This is a genomic window from Comamonas sp. SCN 65-56 (assembly GCF_001724135.1).
In the GTDB taxonomy this organism is placed as follows: Bacteria; Pseudomonadota; Gammaproteobacteria; order Burkholderiales; family Burkholderiaceae_C; genus Comamonas_C.
On the sequence record NZ_MEDS01000028.1, the window covers coordinates 1 to 20072 of the forward strand.

A 20072-nucleotide genomic window follows, 5' to 3' on the forward strand; every position below is an offset into this window, starting at 1 on the left:
TAACCCGCACGCGCAGGCCGGGTGCCTCGCTGTCGCGCATAAATGCCTGTTGCTTGTCGGCTGGGCAGGTCAGGCGCTCGATTGCGCCAGCGGTCAGGTTCACCCGTTCGGCAAGGTCTGGGGCTTCGCTCTTTTTCGGTCGTGCCATGCTGATTGCTCCGGCTGTTTTGGCTACACGGCAGTTCCATGTAGCCACCATGTAGCCAAAAAACCCCAATTTCGGGGAATATCAATCAACGTCTTTACTGTTCTTGCATCCAGTACATAGAAGGTAAGTTGTTGATTTGTATTGATTCTATCAGCATCAATCAACACCACCAAATATCAATTAGATAGGATTGTGATTCCTGTTGTCGTGGGTTCGAGCCCCATCAGCCACCCCAAGCAAACAAAGGAAACCCTGCTGGTGAAAAGCTGGCGGGGTTTTCTTTTGTCGGGGTCTGTAGGCAATTGGTACGTGAATTTGCGCAAATTTGCCTCATCGAGAGGCGGCCTTGCGGTGCTCGACGGGCTTGGGCGGTTGCAGCCTGAAACTGGACCTGATGCCAATACTGCGCACTGAAGTGGGACAAGCCCCGCCTCAGTATCCTCAGATTCCATCGAGCGGATAGACCGGGCGCTGTACGTTGGCAAATGGAAAACGCGCGTAGTCTGAGGTGGTCACGCCGGGGCTGTCGCACTCCACCAGTCCTGCCGACAGAGGAACGAATACTGGCCGGCAGTACATGCGCGATTTGAGCAGCAGGTAGCGAAACTGCGTCGGATCCAGACCCGCGCAGTGGAATACGCCCAGGTCCCAGGGTTCATGGGTCTGCTCGGTGACCACGATCTGCGCGCTGCCGATGTCCAGACACACCGATCGACCCATGTGGCAGCGCTGGCCAGTGTAGATCGGCCCGGTGACGGTGTAACTGCCGTCGCTGGCGGCATGCACCCGGCCGTGCAGCCGCAGCGGCTGTTTGTGCAGGCCTATGCGGTCGAGTGGGATCTTGTTACCCAGTGCGACCTCGACATCCGCACCCACGCCGGCCTGGATCATTTCAGCAACTGCCTCCGGATCGCAGATCGGGCCTACGGCGATATTCGTGAGGCCTAGCGCCAGTGCGGCTTGCAGCACGTCCATGGTGTCGCAGGTGCCGCCCGACATGCAGTTGTCGCCATGGTCCAGCAGCAGCACGGGCCGGTTTGTGCCCGTGGCAAGTTGGGCGGCGCGGTGCAGCGAGTCGGCAAGGGGTTCGCTGCGATAGACATATTCGTCTCGGCGCTCCCAGATTTGCCGTGCCAGGCCGTCCACGGTGTTTTGGCCTGATGGCTGATCCTCCACGCGGCAAGTGGCGACCACGCTCATGCAGGGCGCTGCGATGTCGGCCAGCGAGAAGCCGGCAAACACCGACACTGCGGGGATGCTGTCGGCTTCCAGTTCGCGCGCGGTCTGCACCGCGTCGCGCATCGCGCCGTTCAGCGTGGTGCTGCGCAGCGTATGACTCATCAGCGGCAACCGGTGCCAGCAGACGCCGTAGCGGGCTTCACCGCGCAGCATTTGGAGGAGCAGACGGCCGGCGTGCTCGCCGGTTTCGTACATGTCGATATGCGGGTAGGTCTTGAAGCCCACCATCACATCGGCGTTCTGCACCATCTGCTCGGTGATGTTGCCGTGCAGATCCAGTGCCACGCCCAGGGGCACGCCGGGCGCTGCGGCGCGCACGCGCGCCAGCAGGTCGCCTTCGCCGTCGGCGCTGTTCTCGGCCACCATGGCGCCGTGCAGATCCAGCAGGATGGCGTCGCAGCCCGGCGCGGCTTCCACGATGCGGCGCGTCAGCTCATCGTAGGCCGCGGCGTGCACCGGGCCGCTGGGGTTGGCCATGGCCGACACCGGCGTGACCAGCGTCGCGCCCAGGCCCTCGGCCAGGTCTATGAACGCTGCCATGGCCGTGCGCATGCCCTTGTTGGCGCGGTAGGCCTCTGCTTCGTAGGTCGGGGAAAACGCCGCCAGGGGCGTGGGCACGGGCGAAAAAGTGTTGGTCTCGTGGTTCAGGCGCGCTATCAGGATCTTCATGCCACTCCTTCCGCCGCCGCGAGCACCGCGCGCAGCAGCACATTGCAGCCGGCCTCCAAGTGTGTCGGGTCGGCGTTCTCGATTTCGTTGTGGCTGATGCCATTGTCGCAGGGCACGAAGATCATGGCAGCGGGCGCCACGCGTGCCAGGTACACGGCGTCGTGGCCGGCGCCGCTGACCACGTCCATGCTGCTATAGCCCAGGTCGTCGGCGTTAGCGCGCACGGCCTGCACCAGCTGCGGCGTGAACGGCTGGGGCGGGAAGTAGACCACCTGCTCCACCGTGACCTGCAGGCTGCGTTCCGTGGCGATGCGCGCGCAGGCGGCGCGCATCGCCGCATCCATGTCGAGCAACTGGGCGTCGTCGGGCGCGCGCAGGTCCACGCTCAAGGTGGCGCGACCCGGTATCACATTGCGCGAGTTCGGGAACACCTCGATCGTACCCACGGTGCTGCGCGCGTGCGGTGCACGTTCGACGGCGATGCGGTTCACCTCCAGCACCAACTCGCTGGCGGCCAGCAGCGCGTCGCGGCGCAGTTCCATGGGCGTGGGGCCGGCATGGGCCTCCATGCCCTGCACGCTCACGTCGTACCAGCGCTGGCCCAGCGCGGCGGTGACCACGCCGATCACGCGCTGGTGGTTTTCCAGCACCGGGCCCTGCTCGATATGCGCCTCGAAGTACGCGCTCACGGCGGGGGCTGGGCCGGCCTGGCCCGCATAACCTATGGATGCCAGCGCCTCGCCCACGCTCACGCCCTGCGCGTCGCGCTGCACCAGCGCGTGCTCCAGCGTGAAGGCACCGGCGAACACGCCCGAACCCATCATCACCGGCACGAAGCGCGAGCCCTCCTCGTTCGTCCACACCGCCACCTCGATGGGCGCACGCGTGCGCACGCTGGCGGCGTTGAGCGTGCGCACGACTTCGAGGCCGGCCAGCACGCCGTAGTTGCCGTCGAACTTGCCGCCCGTGGGCTGCGTGTCGATATGGCTGCCGGTCATCACCGGTGGCAGGTTGTCGTCCTGGCCCGCGCGGCGCGCGAAGATGTTGCCGATCGCGTCTACGCGGATGCTGCAGCCGGCGCCCCGCGCCCATTGCACGAACAGGTCGCGGCCTTGGCGATCCAGGTCGGTGAGGGCGATGCGGCACACGCCGCCCTTGGGTGTGGCGCCGATCTGCGCCAGGTCCATCAGCGACTGCCACAGCCGCGCGCCGTCTATGCGCAGAGCGGCCAGGGCCGCATTGGGGGGAAGATGCCTGTCCATGGAAACTACTCCTTTCACACCAGGCCTACGCCCAGGTAGCGATCCTTGACGGCCTCGTCGGCCAGAAATTCGGCGTTGCCGGCCTCGTGCACGATGCAGCCCTGTTCGATGATGTAGTGGCGATCGGCCAGCTGCGTGCAGACCTCCAGGTTCTGCTCCACCAGCAAAATGGTCACGCCCGCAGCCTTGATGGTCTTGAGCTGGGCCACGATCTCCTCGACGATCACCGGGGCCAGACCTTCCACGGGCTCGTCCAGCATCAGCAGGCGCGGCGCGTTCATCAGCGCGCGGCCAATGGCCAGCATTTGCTGCTCGCCGCCCGAGAGCTGGCCGCCGCCGTTTGTGCGCCGCTCCTGCAGGCGCGGGAAGATGCGGTACACGTCGGCCAGCTGCCAGGGCGACTTCTTGCGCTGCGCCAGCAGCAGGTTTTCCTCCACCGTCAGCAGTTTGAAGATGCCGCGGTGCTCGGGTACCAGGCAGATGCCGTGCTGTGCCACCTGGTGCGTGGCCAGGTGGCTTGTGGATTCGCCGGCAAAGCGCACCTGGCCCTGCGTGGGCGGCATCACGCCGGCAATGGTTTTGAGCGTGGTGGTCTTGCCGGCGCCGTTTCGGCCCAACAGGGTGACGAGCTCGCCCTCCTGCACCTGCAGCGACACGCCCTGCAGCACATGGCTCTTGCCGTAATGGGCGTGTATGGACTCCACCGACAGCAATGTCTTCATGCCTTGCCTCCGGTGATCATATTGCCCAGGTAGGCCGTGCGCACGCGCTCGTCGTTGCGGATCTCGGCGGGCACGCCCTCGGCCAGCACGCGGCCCAGCTGCATGACGGTGATGGTGTCGGAGATGTCCATGACGATGCCCATGTTGTGCTCTATGAGCACCACGGTGTGCTCGTCTTTCAGGCCCTGTATCAGCCGCTTCATGTCGTCGAGATCGTCAATGCCCATGCCGGACGTGGGCTCGTCCAGGAAGATGGCCTTCGGTTTCGCGGCCAGCGCCATGCCGACCTCCAGGCGCCGCTGCTGACCGTGCGAGAGGTTGCCTGCGGGCACTCCGGCGAAACGGGTGAGGCCGACACGTTCAAGCACTTGGGCCACCGTGTCGGCACAGGAGCGCGGCCCCATTGGAGGGCTCCAGCAATTGAGCGCCTTGGCGGGTGCCACGCCCTGCGCGGCCAGGCGCAGGTTCTCGCGCACCGGCAGTGAAAGGAACAAGCTGGTGACCTGAAATGACCGTGCCATGCCGCGACGCACACGGCGGTGGTCAGGCTCGTGCGTCACGTCGTGGCCGTCGAACACGATGCGGCCACTGGTCACGGTCTTGGTGCCGGTGAGCATGTGAAACAGGGTGGTCTTGCCCGCACCGTTGGGGCCGATCACCGAGTGCACGGTATTCGCGCGCACCTGCAGATTCACGCCACCCAGAGCGACAAACCTGCCGTAATGCTTGGCAACCCCTTCGGCTTCAAGCAGGATGGGCGAGGGTGTATTCATACCAGGCCTCCACTGCGTTCGACCGGGTTGGATTCGGTGGGCTCCGCAGTTGCGTCGGGCTTGTTCTTCTTGTGGCGCACCAGGGCCCACAGATTTTCACCAAGCCCCCACAAACCGCGCTGCAATCCCAGGCTGACCACCATCAGCACCACGCCCAGCAGCAACAGCCAGCGTGGCCACAGGGTGGACAACCAGTCGCCCAGCAGAACGTAGAAGGCGGCACCCAGCAATGAGGCCAGCAGGTTGCTGGTGCCGCCGATCACGGTCATCACGATGATCATCTCGCTGGTGTGGTATTCCACGTTGGACAGCGGTGCAATGCCGGTCATCATCGCGTGCAGCGCACCTGCCAGGCCCGTCACCGCGCCCGAGATCACGAAGGCCTGCAGTTTCAGAAGGCGCAGGTTGTAGCCGACGGCCGCGGCGCGCTCTTCGTTGTCGCGCACCGCCAGCAGCGTGCGACCGAAGATCGAATCACAGACGCGGCGCAGCAGCCAGAACGCGACCAGGAACAAGGCAGCGACGAAGCCGTAGTACTGCCAGGGCGTTGCCAGCGGCCAGAGCGTCTGGCCGGCGACGGAGAGCGACGGGCGCGGAACATCCAGCAGACCGTTGTCCCCCCCGGTGAGGCCGGGCAGCGAATAGGCGATGAAATAGAACATCTGCGCAAACGCCAGCGTCAGCATCACGAAGTACGTGCCGCGCTGGCGGATGGCGATGGAGCCGATGATGGCGGCGCCCAGCGCGCCCATGGCGATGGCCGCCAGTAGTGCCAGCGGCATGGGCAGGGGCCAGCGCGTGAGCAGCAATGCAATGGTGTAGCTGCCCAGACCAAAGAAAATGCCCTGGCCAAACGACAGCAACCCGGTATAGCCCAGCAGCAGGTTGCAGCCCATGGCAGCCAGCGCGTAGATCAGCACCTCGCTGGCAAGAGAGCCCGAGCGCATGAACAACGGCATGGCCAGAACGATGGCCAGCGCGATCAGAAAATGGGAGTGCCTAGTCATGGTAGTCACGCCTTTCGGCCCAGCAGGCCATGGGGGCGCAGCAGCAGCACCGCGGCCATGGCAACGTAGATCATGATGCGCGCGCCCTCGGGCCAGAGCGTGCTCATCACGCTTTGAACGATGCCGATCAGCAGGCCGCCCACCAGCGCGCCATTGAAGCTGCCCAACCCGCCCACGACCACGATGACGAAGGCCACGCCCAGCGCCTCTATGCCCATGAAGGGTTCGGCGCCGCGGATGGGTGCGGCCAGTACCCCGGCCAGCGCCGCCGTGGCCGCACCCAGCGCGAATACCAGGCTGAAGATGGCAAACACGTTCATGCCCAGCAGCGACACCATTTCGGTCGATTCACTGCCTGCGCGCACCGCACTGCCCAGGCGCGTGCCCTCCAGTACCCACCACAGCAGTACCGCCAGAACCGCGGTGAAGCCGATCACGAACAGCCGGTACTTGGGGTAGACAAAGCTGCCCCACATCACCACGCCCTGCAGCAGGTCGGGCGTAGCCACGCTGTCGCCCAGCGGCCCCCATTGGAGGATCACCAGTTCCTGCACCACCAGGGCCAAGCCCACGGTGACCAGGATATGGAACTCGTGCGGTTTGGCATAGACATGGCGCAGCAGCAGTTTTTCCGTCAGCCAGCCAATTGCCCCCACGGCCAGGGGCGCAAGCAGCAGCGACCACCAGAAGCTGATGCCCCAGCGCGTCATCTGGTAGCAGAAATACGCACCCATCAGGTAGAAGGCGCCATGCGCGAAGTTCACGAAGCGCAGCAGGCCGAAGACGATGGACATGCCGACGGTCAGCAGAAAGTACAGCATGCCGATGCCGATGCCGTTGATGGTCTGCAGCAGGTAGATGTTCATGGTCGCCTGGGTAAAGGTTGCGTACTGTGGGGAGGGTTGAGCGTTGGGGGGTGAGCGTCCAGCGTGAAGACTAGGGCGTGCCGCTTCTCACCCTCAACGCTCAACGCTCAACGTCCCCCTATCCCAGCTTGCAGCCGGTCTGGTCCACGGGCAGGAAGGATTTGCCGGAGCTGATCACGTCCACGAAATCGTCCTTGTTGCCCATCTTGGCCTTGGCTTTGCCCTTGAGCAGGTAGTAGTTCTTGAGCACCTGGTGGTCGCCCTTGCGTACCTCCTCTTCGCCCGTCAGGCCCTGGTACTTCATGCCTTCCAGTGCGGCGATCACAGCCTTTTGATCGGTGGTGCCCGCCTTGATGATGGCGTCGATGAACAGCTTGGTGCAGATGTAGGAGCCGGCCAGGCTGTAGTTGGGGTTGGACTTGAATTTTTCCTGGCAGCGCTTGACCAGATCCTGGTTCAGCGGCGCATCCACCGTGTGCCAGTACTGCGCACCGAAATACACTCCTTCACACAGATCGGCACCGAGCGATTCAAACTGCTCCAGCCCCGAGGCCCAGGCGATCAGGATGGTCATGTTCTTGTGCATGCCGAAGCTCACCGCCTGGCGCAGCGTGTCCGACGACTGCGCGCCGAAGTTCAGCAGCAGCAACACGTCGGGCTTGGCAGCGGCGGCGTTGGTCAGATAGCCGCTGAATTCCTTTTCCGTCAGCGAGTGGTAGCTGTTGCCCACATGCTCTATGCCCTTTTCCTTGAAGATATTCTTGGCCGCCGATAACAGGCCGTCGCCGAAGACGTATTGCGGCGTGATCGTGTACCAGCGCTTGGCCTTGGGGTTGGCCTCGAGCAGCGGGCGCACGGTTTGCTCAATGGCGCCGAAGGTGGGCACGGACCAGCGGAAGGTGGCGTTGTTGCAATCCTTGCCAGTGATCTCGTCGGCACCGGCGGTGGTGATGAACATGCCACCGATCTTGTCCAGCTCCTTGCCCATGGCCAGCGCTTCGGACGAAAGAATGCCGCCGGCGAAAAAGCTTGCGCCCTGCTGTTCGGCCGCTTCCTGCACCTTGCGTACGGCGGTGGCCGGCTTGCCCTCGGTGTCCAGCAGCGTGTAGGCCAGCGGTTTGCCCAGCGCCTTGCCGTATTGCTCTATGACCAGCTTCATCCCCAGATCGGCGAACTTGCCATTGGCGGCAAAGGGCCCGGACATCGGCACGGGACAACCAAACTGGATCGTGTCCTTGGCCTGGGCCCAGGCACTGGAGAGCAGGGACAGGGACGAAGGGAGCGCGCCGAGCGCGGTGGCTTGCAGAAGGTGTCGACGTTGCATGAAGGGGCTCCGGTAGGTGAAACACAAGGGATGTCGGGTTGACAGGCAAAGCCGCTGAAGTGAACACGCCGGCGGACTAGCCTTGTTTCCCGTACCCATTTATAGTGATAAATCGAATAAACATGACGAGTGAAAACCCTAAGCATCGTGCCATTCGGGTTGCCTGTCGCACACCATTCGCCGAGGAGAGCAGTCACCATGGCCAGTCGCAAAGCCGCTTCACCACGCATTCGCCAGCTCAAGCGCTCGGATCTCGTGGCGCAAGAGATCAAGCGTCTCATCACCGAAAAAAATCTGACGCCTGGCGACCGCCTGCCGCACGAAAGCGACTTGCAGGCGCAGTTTCAGGTCAGCAAGGGCACGATCCGCGAGGCGCTCAAGGCCTTGGAGGTGCAGGGCCTGATCACCATTTCAACCGGCCCGACGGGCGGCGGCACGATTGCCGAGGTGCCGCTGGATCGCACGCTGCAGTTCATGCAGAACTACCTGTTTTTCCAGGAGGTGACGATCGAAAACATCTATACCGTGCGGCAGATGCTGGAGCCTGAACTGGCGGCGGGTGCCGTGCCCCATTTGACGGATACCGATTTCGATGCGCTGGAGCGCAGCATTGCCTGCTGCGACCCGACGCAAAGCCATGAAGATCTGGTGACGCAGCGGCGTGAGGATGTGAACTTTCACGACATCCTGGCTGCTGCCAACCCCAATCCCTTCCTGCGCTTTTCGTGCGAGCTCATCAACGAAATGATTCGCCAGCTCATCGTCTTCGGCAACCGCACGCCGCAGGCCGAGCACCGCCGCTTTGGCGAGGCCAATGCGCAGATTCACCGCGACATCGTGAAGGCGGCGCGCGCGCGCGACGCCGAGGCTGTGCGCGCGCTGATGGCGCAGCACATGCGCGACGCGGCCAGCAGCGTCAAGCGCATGAAGGGGCGGATTCAGGGTCGGCTGATTCTGGATGCCGATACGTTGCGCCGCCCGCGCGGCGTGGCGGGCGCTGCCCTGCGCTTGGGCAAGCGGCCCGCGGATGCTGAGCCTAAAAACGGCAGTTGACCGCTTGTTGATATTGATAAAGCTTTGTTGGCGTTGAGCTTTTTGGCTTCGGCGCAGTTCGCCTTTTGGGCGACAACGCTATGCACCCGCCAGCACCATGCTCGGCACGCCATACTGCGTTGTTCGTCCTTGCGCACACCAGTGCGCTGCATCCTCCCGCCTTGCCTGACGCACCGATCATGGCACTGGCGAGCGCATTCAACTACCGTTTTTAGGCTGAACCGGAGTGATCGGCGTCAGGCGGTTTCCGCCAGCGCATCCCCGAGCGCGCTCACCAGCCGCTGCAGTTCCGCCTCGGTGCTGATGAAGGGCGGTGCGAGTTGGATGCTGTCGCCGCCGTAGCGCACGTAAAAGCCTTTCTTCCAGCAGGCCATGGCGATTTCGTAAGGGCGACGGCCGGGCTCACCCGGCATCTGTTCGATGCTGAAGCCCGCGGCGAGGCCATAGTTGCGGATGTCCAGCACGTGCCTGGCGCCCTTGAGCCCGTGCACCAGGGTTTCGAAGACTGGTGCCAGCGCCTTCACGCGTGCCGGAGCGTCTTCCTGCTCCAGCAGTTGCATCGTGGCATTGCCTGCCGCGCAGGCCACCGGATGGGCTGAGTAGGTGTAGCCGTGGGCAAATTCCAGCAGGTATTCGGGGCCCGCCGCATGCATGAAGGTGTCGTAGATTTCCTTGCTCGCGACGCAGCCACCCAGCGGCTGCGCGCCGTTGGTCACCTGCTTGGCGAAGTTCAGGATGTCGGGTGTGGCGCCAAACACCTCAGAGCCCGTCCAGCCACCGGCGCGGCCAAAGCCGGTGATGACTTCGTCAAAAATCAACAAGATGCCGTGTTGCGTGCAGATCTCGCGCAGGCGCTGCAGGTAGCCCGCGGGCGGAATCACCACCCCGGCCGAGCCGGAGAAGGGCTCGACGATGACGGCGGCAATCGTGCTCGCGTCGTGCAGCGCAATCACGTCCAGCAGCCGATCGGCCAGCGCCTTGCCATCGAGCGGCGGCATGCCGCGATGAAACGAGCCCAGCGGTGGCTGCGTGTGCGGCAGGTGATCGGCCTCTATGCCCTGGCCAAAGGCCTTGGTGTTGCCGGCCATGCCGCCGACCGAGATGCCGCCGAAGTTCACGCCGTGGTAGCCCTTCTCGCGCCCGATGAGGCGCGTCTTGCCTGCCTGCCCCCTGGTGCGCCAGTAGGCGCGCGCCATCTTGAGCGAGGTATCCGCCGCCTCCGAGCCCGAGCCGGTGAAGAAGACGTAGTCCAGCCCCTTGGGCATGTGCGCCTTGATGCGATTGGCCAGCTCGAACGAGGCCGGGTGGCCGAACTGGAACGCAGGCGCGTAGTCCAGCGTGGCAGCCGCCTGGCCGATGGCTTGGGCGATCTCCTTGCGACCGTGGCCCAGACCGGTGGTCCACAGACCCGAGAGGCCGTCAAAAATCTTGCGCCCGTCGCTGTCGGTGTAGTAGGCGCCCTGACCGCTCACGATCATGCGCGGGTGGGCCTTGAAATTGCGGTTGGCCGAGAACGGCATCCAGTGCGCATCGAGCCAGGCGGCATCCAGACGCGGGTTGGCGGTGGCAGGGGCTTCATCAATGACGGCGAAAGACATGGCGGATCTCCTGGAAAGATGCGCCATTGTGGTGGTGTGCAATGATTCGTCAAATCAACGAATATCACAATTCACTTGACAAACCATGCAAGCAAACCGGGCCTGCCTCGCCATCGGTCAGGCTTGCCGAAAGATAGTGATCGACCATGCCACATCCTCTGTCTTCTGTCCCCCGCCCGCGTGCCGTGCTGGGCCAGCTCGCCGACATGGACTTGCGCTTGTTGCAGGTCTTCAAGGCGGTGGTGGAGTGCGGCGGCATGGCCGCGGCGGAACTGGAGCTGAACATCGGCACCAGCACCGTCAGCCGCCATGTGAAGGATCTGGAAACGCGCCTGGGCATGACGCTGTGCCGACGGGGCCGGGCCGGTTTTGCGCTGACGCCCGAGGGCCAGCGGGTGTATGAGGAAACCTTGCGGCTGCTGACGGCGATGCGCGGGTTTCGCGACAGCATCGACGATATCCATGCGCGCATGGGCGGGCAGCTGGCGCTGGCGGTGTTTGACAAGACCGCCAGCAACCCGGCGGCACGCATTCACCAGGCGATCGCCGCTTTTGTGGCGCAGGCCCCCGACGTGCAGATGCAGTTGCATGTGGGTTCGATCTCGGCGATCGAGCGCGGGGTGATGGACGGCAGTTTTCAGGTGGGCATCATCCCTGCGCACCGCAGTTCGCAGAGTCTGGTGTATGCGGATTTGTTCGGTGAAACCATGCGCCTGTATTGCGGCAGGGGTCACGCGTTCTTCAATGCGCCCCACGCGGCGCTGGATTGGGATGCGCTGCGCCGCCATCCGTTTGCCGGGCTGGGCTATCACTCGCCGAACATGGAGCTCTCGCATGAGGCCCGTCTGATGCGGGCGGCCACCGGGTTCGATCAGGAGTCCATTGCCACCCTAGTGTTGTCGGGGCGATTTCTCGGCTTTCTGCCCGATCATTACGCGCAAGCCTTTGAGGGCCAGGGGCGGCTGCAGGCGGTGCGTCCTGACCTGTTTCACTACCACTGCCAGTTTGTCAGCCTGCTGCGCCGCTCGCCGGCACCCAGCCGTGCGGCACTGCTGTTGCAGCAATGCCTGGTGCAGGCGCACGCGGGCTGAGGGCCTGGAAACGGCCGTTTTACTCGGGCTTTTTCATCGGGCAGGTGTTCATGCCCAGCAGCGGATACGCCGGGCAGAAGCGGAAGATGCCGGTGAGCATGGGCACGATGCCGATGTAGCCCCACGGGCCGATCTGGCCGAAGGCGGCCAGGGCGATGAGCACGGCGCCAACGACGATGCGCAGGATGCGGTCCCAGCCGCCAACGTTGATTTGCATGGTGATTTCCCTTTCAGCAACCGGATTGGACACCGAACTTGCGCAGCACGGTTTCCATGAAGCACCAGCGCGTGAGCGAGCTTTGCAGCAGGTTGGCGCCGACGAAGGCGGTGAAGGCCAGCCACCAGGGGCTGACGAAGAGCGGGCTGCCCTGCACGCCGAGCGCGAGCGAGAGCAGCACGAACAGGCCCGCCATGAAGCGGACGATTCTTCCAGTGGTCATTTGAATACTCCTTTGGGTGGTTGAGGGACAACGGAAATCAGCGGTATTGGCGCAGGTAGCGCGCCTCGAAGTGCGACTTGGCCCAGTGCATCAGGCGCAGCGAGGGCAGGGTGAGGTTGCGGCTGGTGGTGCGCCAGACCAGTTTGCCGCTGGTGAGCGAATCGATGATGCACAGCAGCTCGGTCTTGAAGCCGGCGCTTTGCGGCCGTCCGGCCAGTGCGTCGATGAGATTTTGCGCGGTAGCGGCCGCCTGCAGATCGGCCATGTGGGCCTGCTTGGGCGCCCACTCGGGGCCAGGGAAGCTGCCGGAATCGCCCACCACCCAGGTCTTGTCCCAGCCCTGCACGCGGCATTGGGCGTCGGCGGCGATCAGGCCGCCGGGCGAGCGCGGCAGCTCGGTCGCGTCAAACCAGGCGTTGCCGGTCATGCCGGGCATGAAAAGGATGAGGTCGGCGGCAATCTCGCCGCCTTCGGTCACCACCTTGTCGGCCTCCAGGCGTACCAGCTTGTGCCCAAGGTGGATGTGGATATTGCGCCGCTGCATCTCGGCGAGCAAGGCTTGCACCGCCTGCTTGCCCAGGCGCTTGCCGGGCTCGGTCTTGGGATGAAAGAAGGTGAGGGTGAATTGCTTGCGCCGACCTTCGCGGCGAAACTGCGTGTCGATGCCGAAGAGGAACTCGAACATTGGCCCGCCGCGCACTGCGGCTGGCTCCTGGGGGTTGCCCGAGAAGCCGATGGCAATCGAGCCGCCCTGCATCGCCCTCAGGCGGTCGCGGATGGCCTCGGCCGCGGCGATGCCTTCGCAGGGCGTGATGGCGTGCTCGATGCCGGGCAATTTTTTGATGAAGCGCCCGCCGGTGGCGATGACCAGCGCGTCGTTCGCAATGCGCTCGCCGGTGCTCGTCAGCACGGTGCGCCCGCCGTCGGTCAGGCCGGTGACGTCGGCTTGCACATGGCGTACCCGCATGCGTTCAAAGAATGGGCCCAGCGGCACGACGAGGTCCTCGCGCTGCCGCTTGCCGCTTGGAATCCAGATGATGCCGGGCAGATAGTGCAGCTCGGCGCGCGGCGAGACGAGCGTGATCGGCTCCGTGCTCAGGCGCTTGCGCAGCTCGCGCACGGTGGAGAGCGCGCCGAAACCGCTGCCGAGGATGGTGATGGCGGATGGCTTTTGCACGGTTGGATCCTTTTGCATCAAATGTGGCTGTAACGCTTGTACGGTGTGCGGTAGAAGCTACTTGTTTTGTAGTTCTTCAGCGAGCAGCGCATCGGCCTCGCGCAGGTCGGTCTCGCCGATCTGGCCGGCCAGCAGCGCCAGGCGCAGGCGCGCGAGCAGGGTGGCCGAGAGCGCTTGCGCCAGTTGCAATCGCGTTGCGGCCTGGTCGTTGCGCGCGTTGAGCACGTCAAGCGACGTGCGCTCGCCCGCATCAAAACCGGTGCGCGTGGCGTCTTCGCGCAGGCGGCTGGCCTCCAGGGCCGCTTGCAGCGCGCTCACCTGTTCTGTGCCGGTCCGCAGCGCCAGCCATGCGCCGTGGATGTCGCGCGCAAGCTGCTCGCGCGCCGCGTCCAGGCTGGCCTGCGCGCTGGCGAGCTGCGCGGCGGCTTCCTGCTCGCGTGCGCCGCGCATGCCGCCGGTGGTCAAGGGCAAGGTGAGCTGCACGCCGACCATGGCGTTCAGCCCCGCGTTGCGCGCGCTGCCGAAGTCGCCGTGGCCGGCCAGGCGCTGGTGCTCGGCCTGCGCGATGAGATCGACGGTGGCACCGTTCCAGCGTGCGGCGCGCTTGCGCAGCTCGGCCTCGGCCAGGTCGACGGCCAGGCGCTGCTCGCGCAGTTGCGGGCTGGTGGTCTCGGCCAGTTGCTGCCAGACGGCAAGCGAGCGTGCATCGGTGGCGGCGCGCGCGGGCAGGCTGGCGCTCAAGCCCGGCTCGGGCAGGCCGGTGGCATCGGCCAGCGCGCGGCGCTTGATCTCCAGGTCGGCCTTGGCCAGTGCGATCCGCGCCTGCACCCCGGCAAGCTGCGCGCGCGCTTCGTGCACGGCGGTGATGCTGGCGCTGCCGATCTCGAACCGGTCGGCTGCCTCGGTGGCCGCGTGTTGCAGTGCCTCGGACTGCGCGGTGAGTACGCGCACCTGCTCCTGGGCCAGTGCCAGATGCAGGTAGTGCTGGGCCACGCGCAGCAGGGCTTGCTGGCGCGCGCCCTCCCATTGCAGATCGCCTTGGTCGGCTTGCAGGCGCAGCTGCTCTTGCTGCGCGCGGCGCTCCTCGTTGTAGATCGGCTGGCTCGCCTGCAGCGCCACGCGCGTGGCCGCGCCGCCGGTGATCGAGGTGGAAAAATCCACGCCGCTGGATGTACCCAGCCCCGGCGCGCTGAACTGCGCGTCGCGCATGGTGGAGTCGCTCGCGCCCAGGCCCGCCGAGGCGTTCAGGACCACGCTGGGCCGCCACAGCGCATCGGCCTGCGCGCGCCGGGGTTCGGCCACACCGTGCGCGGCGCGCGCCACGGCCAGCGGGCGGTCATGCTGCTCGGCCGCCTGCCAGGCCTCGGTCAGCGTGGTGGCCTGCGCGGCCAGGGTGAGCAGCAGCGCGCCTGCTGCCACGAGCCAGCGCGGCGCGTGGGAATTTGAATGAAATCGGCCTGTAGCGCTTATGGGGTGGGCGCCAGGAGCCTGTCGGACTTGGAGCGTCGATAGCGAAAATCGGCCCCAGCGAGCACAGTTTTTGCCGGATTTGCAGCCCAATAGCTGAGCTATTGGGCAAAAAGACGGTGAAAAATGGGCCGCTGCGGTCGATTTGCAGCCGACGATTTCCAAGTTCGTCAGGCTCCTAGCAGCTATGTTTTGAATAGTCATTGCGGCACCTCCTGCCCGCGCACCACGTCCACGTGCTTGCGGTAGGCCATGTAGTAAAGCGTCGGGATGACGACCAGGGTCAGCACTGTGGAGACCGCGATGCCGAAGATCAGCGAGATCGCCAGGCCATTGAAGATGGGGTCGTCCAGGATGAAGAACGCGCCCAGCATCGCGGCCACGCCGGTCAGCAGAATCGGCTGCGCGCGTGTGATGGCCGATTCGATGATGGCGCGCTTGAACTCCATGCCCGCCTGCACCTGCAGCCGGATGAAGTCCACCAGCAAGATGGAGTTGCGCACGATGATGCCCGCCAGCGCAATCATCCCGATCATGCTGGTCGCGGTGTACTGCGCGTGCAAAAGCGCATGCCCCGGCATCACGCCGATGATGGTGAGCGGTATCGGTGCCATGATGATGAGCGGCGTGAGGTAAGAACCGAAGTGCGCGACCACCAGCAGGTAGATCAGCAGCAGCCCCACGCCATAGGCCGCGCCCATGTCGCGGAAGGTCTCGTAGGTGATCTGCCACTCGCCATCCCACTTCAGGCTGTAGCCGCGATAGGGGTCGCTGGGCTGGCGGATGAAAAACTCATCGACGCCGCCGCCATCGGGTGCGGTGATCTGGCCAATCGCCGAGCGCGCGGCGAACATGCCGTAGAGCGGGCTGTCCACGGCTCCCGCCATGTCGGCGACAACGAGGTTTACCGGCAGCAAGTCCTTGTGGTAGATGGGTTGCTCCCTCAGCGTGTCCGTCACCGTGACCAGCTCGGCAATCGCCACGCTCTGGCCGCTGGCGGAGCGCACCGGCAGTTGCAGCAGCGCATCCAGACTGCCCTGCGCGCTGGCAGGCAGGCGCAGCAGCACGGGCGTGGGGTATTTGCTCTGCGCGTCGTGCAGCCAGGTCGCGGCCTCGCCCGAAAAGCCCGCGTGCAGCGCGCCGACGATCGCCGCTTGCGGCACGCCCAGCAGCGCGGCCTTGCGGCGGTCCACCAGCACCAGCTTCTTCGGCGCCTCGGCAATCGCCGAGTCATCCAGATCAACGATGCCTGCCGTCTTTTGTAGCGCAGCTCGCACGTCCCGCGCCACCTTGCGCCGTCCTTCGGCATCCGGCCCGTAGATCTCGGCGACGATGGGAGAGAGCACCGGCGGGCCGGGGGGAACCTCCACCACCTTGACGTTTGCGCCCAGGCGGGCGCCGATGGCTTGCAGGGCAGGGCGCTCGCGCATCGCGATGGCGTGGCTTTGCGCCTGGCGCTCCTGCTTGTCCTTGAGGTTGACCTGGATGTCGCCCACCTCGCCCCCGGCGCGCAGGTCGTACTGGCGCACCAGACCGTTGAAGTTGATCGGCGCGGCGGTGCCGGCGTAGGCCTGCCAGTCGGTCACCTCGGGCACGCTCGCCAGGTGGCCACCCAGCTCATGCAGCACCGCGGCGGTGGCCTCGGGCGGCGTGCCTGCGGGCATGTCCACGATGATTTGAAATTCAGATTTGTTGTCGAACGGCAGCATCTTCAGTTGCACCCAGCCGACGGCGGGCAGCAGCACCGAGATGGCGATCAGCAGCACCACGGCCAGGCCCAGCAGCGCGCGGTTGCGCCGCCCGTGCTGATCGTGCAGCAGCGGCGCGAAGATGCGCTCGAACAGCGGCGCAAGCCGCGCGGCCAGGCCCGTGTGCGCTTGGGCCGCCGCACCCGCGTGGCTCTGCATCCACAGCTGCGCCAGCCACGGCGTGACGGTGAAGGCCACCGCCAGCGAGATCACCATGCCCATGCTGGCGTTGATCGGGATCGGTGCCATGTATGGCCCCATCAGGCCGGTGACGAAGGCCATGGGCAGCAGCGCGGCGATGACGGTAAAGGTCGCCAGAATCGTCGGCCCGCCCACTTCATCCACCGCGCCGGGAATCAGTTGCGCGAGTGATTTTTCCGGGTGCAGCGCCTGGTGGCGGTGGATGTTTTCGACCACGACGATGGCGTCATCGACCAGGATGCCGATGGAAAAAATCAGCGCGAAGAGCGAGACGCGGTTCAGCGTGAAACCCCAGGCCCACGAGGCAAACAGCGTCGCCGCGAGCGTCAGGCCTACCGCCACGCCGACGATCAGCGACTCGCGCCGCCCGAGCGCGAAGAACACCAGCGCGACCACCGAGAGCGTGGCAAAGAGCAGCTTCTGGATCAGCTTTTGCGCCTTGTCGTTGGCGGTCGCTCCGTAGTCGCGCGTCTCGGCCACCTGCACATCCGCCGGAATCACGGTGTTGCGCAGTTCGCCCACACGCTGCATTACCGCGCGCGCCACATCAATCGCGTTCTCGCCGGCCTTCTTGGTCACGGCCAGCGTCACCGCCGGGTATTCGTGCGGCTCGCCGCCCTGCATCACCGTGTGCCAGACGTAGCGCGTGGCGGGCGGCGCGCCATCGACCACCTGCGCCACGTCTTTCAAAAACACCGGCTTGCCCACGCGCACGCCCACCATCAGCTCGGCCACCTGGCGCGCATCGGCGAGGAACGGCCCGGCCTCGACCTGCACCGCACGGTTGCCAGAGAGCAGCTCGCCCACCGGCAGCCCCTGGTTGGCCGATTGCAGCGCGCCGCGCAAATCATCGACGGTGATGCCCACCGCGCTCATGCGTGCGGCGTCCAGCTGCACCTGCACCGCGCGCCCCGGCCCGCCCACGGTCGTCACCGTGCGGGTGCCCGGCACGCGCTTGAGCTCGACCTCCATGCTGTGCGCCACGCGCTCCAGGTCGTAGGCGCCGGTGGCTTCGTTCTCGCTGTACAGGGTGAGCGTGACGATGGGCACGTCATCGATGCCTTTGGGGCGGATGATGGGCTCCATCGCGCCCAGCCCGCGCGGCAGCCAGTCGGCATGGCTGCGCAGCGTGTCGTGCAGGCGCACCAGTGCCTCGGTGCGGTGCACGCCCACCTTGAATTGCACCGTCAGCAGCGCCATGCCGGGACGCGAGAGGCTGGTGACGTGCTCCACGCCCAGCATCTGCGAGAGCACCTGCTCGGCGGGTGTGGCGATCATCTGCTCCACGTCCGCCACCGATGCGCCGGGGAAGGGCACGATGACGCTGGCCATGGTCACGTCGATCTGCGGCTCTTCCTCGCGCGGCGTGACCAGCACCGCGAAGAGGCCCAGCAGCAGCGCCAGCAGTGCCAGTAGCGGCGTGATTTGCGCCGCCTCAAAAGCGCGCGCGATGCGGCCCGAGATGCCGAGAAATTGCTTGTCCGTGCTCATGTCCGCACCCACTTCAGCGCACCTTGGCCGCGGCCTGCGGCTCGCTCGCCACCTGCTCGCCTGCACGCGCGCCGGAGAGGATTTCGACCAGATCGCCTCGCGACTCGCCCAGGCGCACCTGGCGCAGTTGCGGCTTGCCTTCGCTGCCTCGTACATACACGCCTGTCATCTCCGCGCGGCGCACGACGGCGCTGATCGGCACGAAGAAGCGCTCGCCATCCGTGGCTGCCGCGCCCTGCCACCACAGGCGGGCGAAGGCACCGGGCACCGCAGCGGACGTGGCAGGCAGTTGTACGCGCACCGTCAGCGTGTGGCTTTGGGCGTCTGCCGTCGGCAGCACCTGCACCTGCGCAGCGGCCACCGTGATGCGCCCGTTGGCAGCGCCAGGAATTTCCACCTGCACCTCGCTTGCCTGACGCACCTGCTCGGCCTGCGCCAGCGTGAGCGCCGCCGCCACGCGCAGCAGCACCGGATCGTAGAGCGTGACCAGCGGCTTGCCCGGCAGCGCCAGATCGCCCAGCGTGACCGGCACGCTCGCCACCACCGCATCGAACGGCGCACGCAGCATGTGCAAAGCTGCCTGCGTCGTGGCCACGCCCGCCTGCGCCTGCAGCGCCTTGACCTGCGCCTGGCTTGCCTGCCACTGCGCGCGGGCGTTGTCCAGCGCTGCCTGGCTGATGTAGCGCTTGGCAAAAAGCCGCTGCTGGCGCTCGTACTCCTTGCCGGCCACCGCCGCCTGCGCCTGCGCCGCCGCCACTTGCGCCTGGTTCGCGGCCGCGCCCTGGCTTGCCATGCGCGCGTCGATGCGTGCCAGTTCCTGCCCCGCCTTCACCCGCTCGCCCGTGCGGACCGGCAATGCCACGATGGCACCGGGCACCTGCGCCGCCAGCGTTGCTTCGCGCAGCGCCTCGACTTTCGCATCGCTGCTGTGCAAGGCGGCGGCGGAACTCGATTGCACCGGCACCCATGCAAGCGTTTGCGCGTGGGTGGCAGCGTTCAAGCACACCCCCATGAAAGAGAGCGTGGTGGCCATGAGGGCAGAGCGCCAGCGAGTGGTGTTCATGTCATCGAATCTCATAAATTTGTGATTGATTATTTACGCATTCACGTAATTAGTCAACTAAGTATAATGCAGTCATGGAGATCGCGTCATGAAACACATGCCCCCGCAGGTCATCGACCAGGTGGCCGCCTACTTTCAAGTGCTGTCCGAGCCCACGCGGCTGCGCCTGCTCAACCTGCTGCGCGAGCGCGAATACAACGTCGGCGAGCTCGCCCAGGCCTGCGGCTATACGGCCGCCACTGTCTCGCGTCATCTCTCGCTCATGACCAAGCACGGCATCGTCGCGCGTGAGGAGCGCGGCCCCAGCGTTTATTTCCGCATTGCCGACGAGCGCGTGGACGCGCTCTGCGATCTGGTGTGCGGCAGCATCGCGAGCCGACTGCAGGCCGCGAGCGAAGTGCACGATGCGTTCAAGGCGCTGCTTTGAGCCTTGTAACCCTGGCCATGCCTTAGAATCTGCCGCTTCGCGCGGGTGTAGTTCAATGGTAGAACGGCAGCTTCCCAAGCTTCATACGAGGGTTCGATTCCCTTCACCCGCTCCACCGCATCAATCTGCGGACTTCCGCAGAAGTCCAAGAGAGTCTGTAAGTCGTTGCCACGCAAAGACTTTTCCTCTCTTTGATGTTCTGCTGTGGTCCACTGCGATCCGCCTACAGCCGGGACTTTTAAGTCCACAAACAAGTCCATTTTTGCGGGCGCGGCTGATTCCGGATTGTTGATGGAGGGGCGAGGT

Annotated in this window: 17 protein-coding genes and 1 tRNA gene; 4 read left to right on the forward strand and 14 right to left on the reverse strand. The window is 65.3% G+C overall.

Features of this window, described 5'->3' with window-relative positions:
* Nucleotides 1–589: 589 nt before the first annotated feature.
* The 7 genes from ABS45_RS16170 to ABS45_RS16200 form a co-directional block, all read right to left on the reverse strand.
* Complete coding sequence (locus ABS45_RS16170; RefSeq protein WP_291557477.1) at nucleotides 590–2056, reverse strand: M81 family metallopeptidase; 1467 nt, start codon at nucleotides 2054–2056, stop codon at nucleotides 590–592.
* Complete coding sequence (locus ABS45_RS16175; protein ID WP_291557480.1) at nucleotides 2053–3318, reverse strand: Zn-dependent hydrolase; 1266 nt, start codon at nucleotides 3316–3318, stop codon at nucleotides 2053–2055. Before ABS45_RS16175 ends, ABS45_RS16170 begins: the two co-directional genes overlap by 4 nt.
* Nucleotides 3319–3332: 14 nt before the next feature.
* A complete protein-coding gene (locus ABS45_RS16180) occupies nucleotides 3333–4040 on the reverse strand; it encodes an ABC transporter ATP-binding protein (RefSeq protein WP_291557482.1) in 708 nt (235 codons plus the stop codon).
* Nucleotides 4037–4813, reverse strand: a complete 777-nt coding sequence (locus ABS45_RS16185; RefSeq protein WP_291557485.1) for an ABC transporter ATP-binding protein — start codon at nucleotides 4811–4813, stop codon at nucleotides 4037–4039. The genes ABS45_RS16180 and ABS45_RS16185 overlap by 4 nt, the downstream gene beginning before the upstream one ends.
* On the reverse strand, nucleotides 4810–5820 hold the full coding sequence (locus ABS45_RS16190) for a branched-chain amino acid ABC transporter permease (protein WP_291557488.1): 1011 nt from the start codon (nucleotides 5818–5820) through the stop codon (nucleotides 4810–4812). Before ABS45_RS16190 ends, ABS45_RS16185 begins: the two co-directional genes overlap by 4 nt.
* 5 nt (nucleotides 5821–5825) lie before the next feature.
* Nucleotides 5826–6686 carry a branched-chain amino acid ABC transporter permease gene (locus ABS45_RS16195; protein WP_291557491.1) on the reverse strand — a complete coding sequence of 287 codons (861 nt, stop codon included), beginning with the start codon at nucleotides 6684–6686 and terminating at the stop codon, nucleotides 5826–5828.
* Nucleotides 6687–6804: 118 nt separating this feature from the next.
* Nucleotides 6805–8010, reverse strand: a complete 1206-nt coding sequence (locus tag ABS45_RS16200; RefSeq protein WP_291557493.1) for an ABC transporter substrate-binding protein — start codon at nucleotides 8008–8010, stop codon at nucleotides 6805–6807.
* A gap of 198 nt (nucleotides 8011–8208) precedes the next feature.
* On the opposite strand from ABS45_RS16200, the gene ABS45_RS16205 reads away from it, so the two are divergent.
* Nucleotides 8209–9063, forward strand: coding sequence for an FCD domain-containing protein (locus ABS45_RS16205; RefSeq protein WP_291557496.1), 855 nt, complete (start codon nucleotides 8209–8211; stop codon nucleotides 9061–9063).
* A gap of 236 nt (nucleotides 9064–9299) precedes the next feature.
* Here the strand turns inward: ABS45_RS16205 and ABS45_RS16210 are convergent, their stop codons facing one another.
* On the reverse strand, nucleotides 9300–10661 hold the full coding sequence (locus ABS45_RS16210; RefSeq protein WP_291557498.1) for an aspartate aminotransferase family protein: 1362 nt from the start codon (nucleotides 10659–10661) through the stop codon (nucleotides 9300–9302).
* A gap of 146 nt (nucleotides 10662–10807) precedes the next feature.
* Between ABS45_RS16210 and ABS45_RS16215 the strand changes: the two genes are divergently transcribed.
* Nucleotides 10808–11752: a LysR family transcriptional regulator gene (locus tag ABS45_RS16215; RefSeq protein WP_291557501.1), complete on the forward strand. Its 945-nt coding sequence runs from the start codon at nucleotides 10808–10810 to the stop codon at nucleotides 11750–11752.
* Between the two features lie 19 nt (nucleotides 11753–11771).
* Here the strand turns inward: ABS45_RS16215 and ABS45_RS16220 are convergent, their stop codons facing one another.
* From ABS45_RS16220 to ABS45_RS16245, 6 genes are all read right to left on the reverse strand, one after another.
* Entirely contained in the window at nucleotides 11772–11969 is a 198-nt protein-coding gene (locus tag ABS45_RS16220; RefSeq protein WP_291557504.1) for a DUF2892 domain-containing protein, read from the reverse strand.
* A 13-nt stretch (nucleotides 11970–11982) separates the two neighbouring features.
* Nucleotides 11983–12192 carry a DUF2892 domain-containing protein gene (locus ABS45_RS16225; protein WP_291557507.1) on the reverse strand — a complete coding sequence of 70 codons (210 nt, stop codon included), beginning with the start codon at nucleotides 12190–12192 and terminating at the stop codon, nucleotides 11983–11985.
* Nucleotides 12193–12229: 37 nt separating this feature from the next.
* Nucleotides 12230–13369: an FAD-dependent oxidoreductase gene (locus tag ABS45_RS16230; protein ID WP_291557510.1), complete on the reverse strand. Its 1140-nt coding sequence runs from the start codon at nucleotides 13367–13369 to the stop codon at nucleotides 12230–12232.
* Nucleotides 13370–13426: 57 nt separating this feature from the next.
* Entirely contained in the window at nucleotides 13427–14788 is a 1362-nt protein-coding gene (locus tag ABS45_RS16235; protein WP_291557513.1) for a TolC family protein, read from the reverse strand.
* Between the two features lie 248 nt (nucleotides 14789–15036).
* Nucleotides 15037–18276 carry an efflux RND transporter permease subunit gene (locus ABS45_RS16240; protein ID WP_291557516.1) on the reverse strand — a complete coding sequence of 1080 codons (3240 nt, stop codon included), beginning with the start codon at nucleotides 18274–18276 and terminating at the stop codon, nucleotides 15037–15039.
* Nucleotides 18277–18289: 13 nt separating this feature from the next.
* Nucleotides 18290–19339: an efflux RND transporter periplasmic adaptor subunit gene (locus ABS45_RS16245; RefSeq protein ID WP_291557519.1), complete on the reverse strand. Its 1050-nt coding sequence runs from the start codon at nucleotides 19337–19339 to the stop codon at nucleotides 18290–18292.
* An 88-nt stretch (nucleotides 19340–19427) separates the two neighbouring features.
* On the opposite strand from ABS45_RS16245, the gene ABS45_RS16250 reads away from it, so the two are divergent.
* Both ABS45_RS16250 and ABS45_RS16255 read left to right on the forward strand, forming a co-directional pair.
* Complete coding sequence (locus ABS45_RS16250; protein ID WP_291557522.1) at nucleotides 19428–19766, forward strand: metalloregulator ArsR/SmtB family transcription factor; 339 nt, start codon at nucleotides 19428–19430, stop codon at nucleotides 19764–19766.
* 41 nt (nucleotides 19767–19807) lie between these two features.
* Nucleotides 19808–19881 (forward strand) — tRNA-Gly (locus ABS45_RS16255).
* Nucleotides 19882–20072 lie beyond the last annotated feature (191 nt).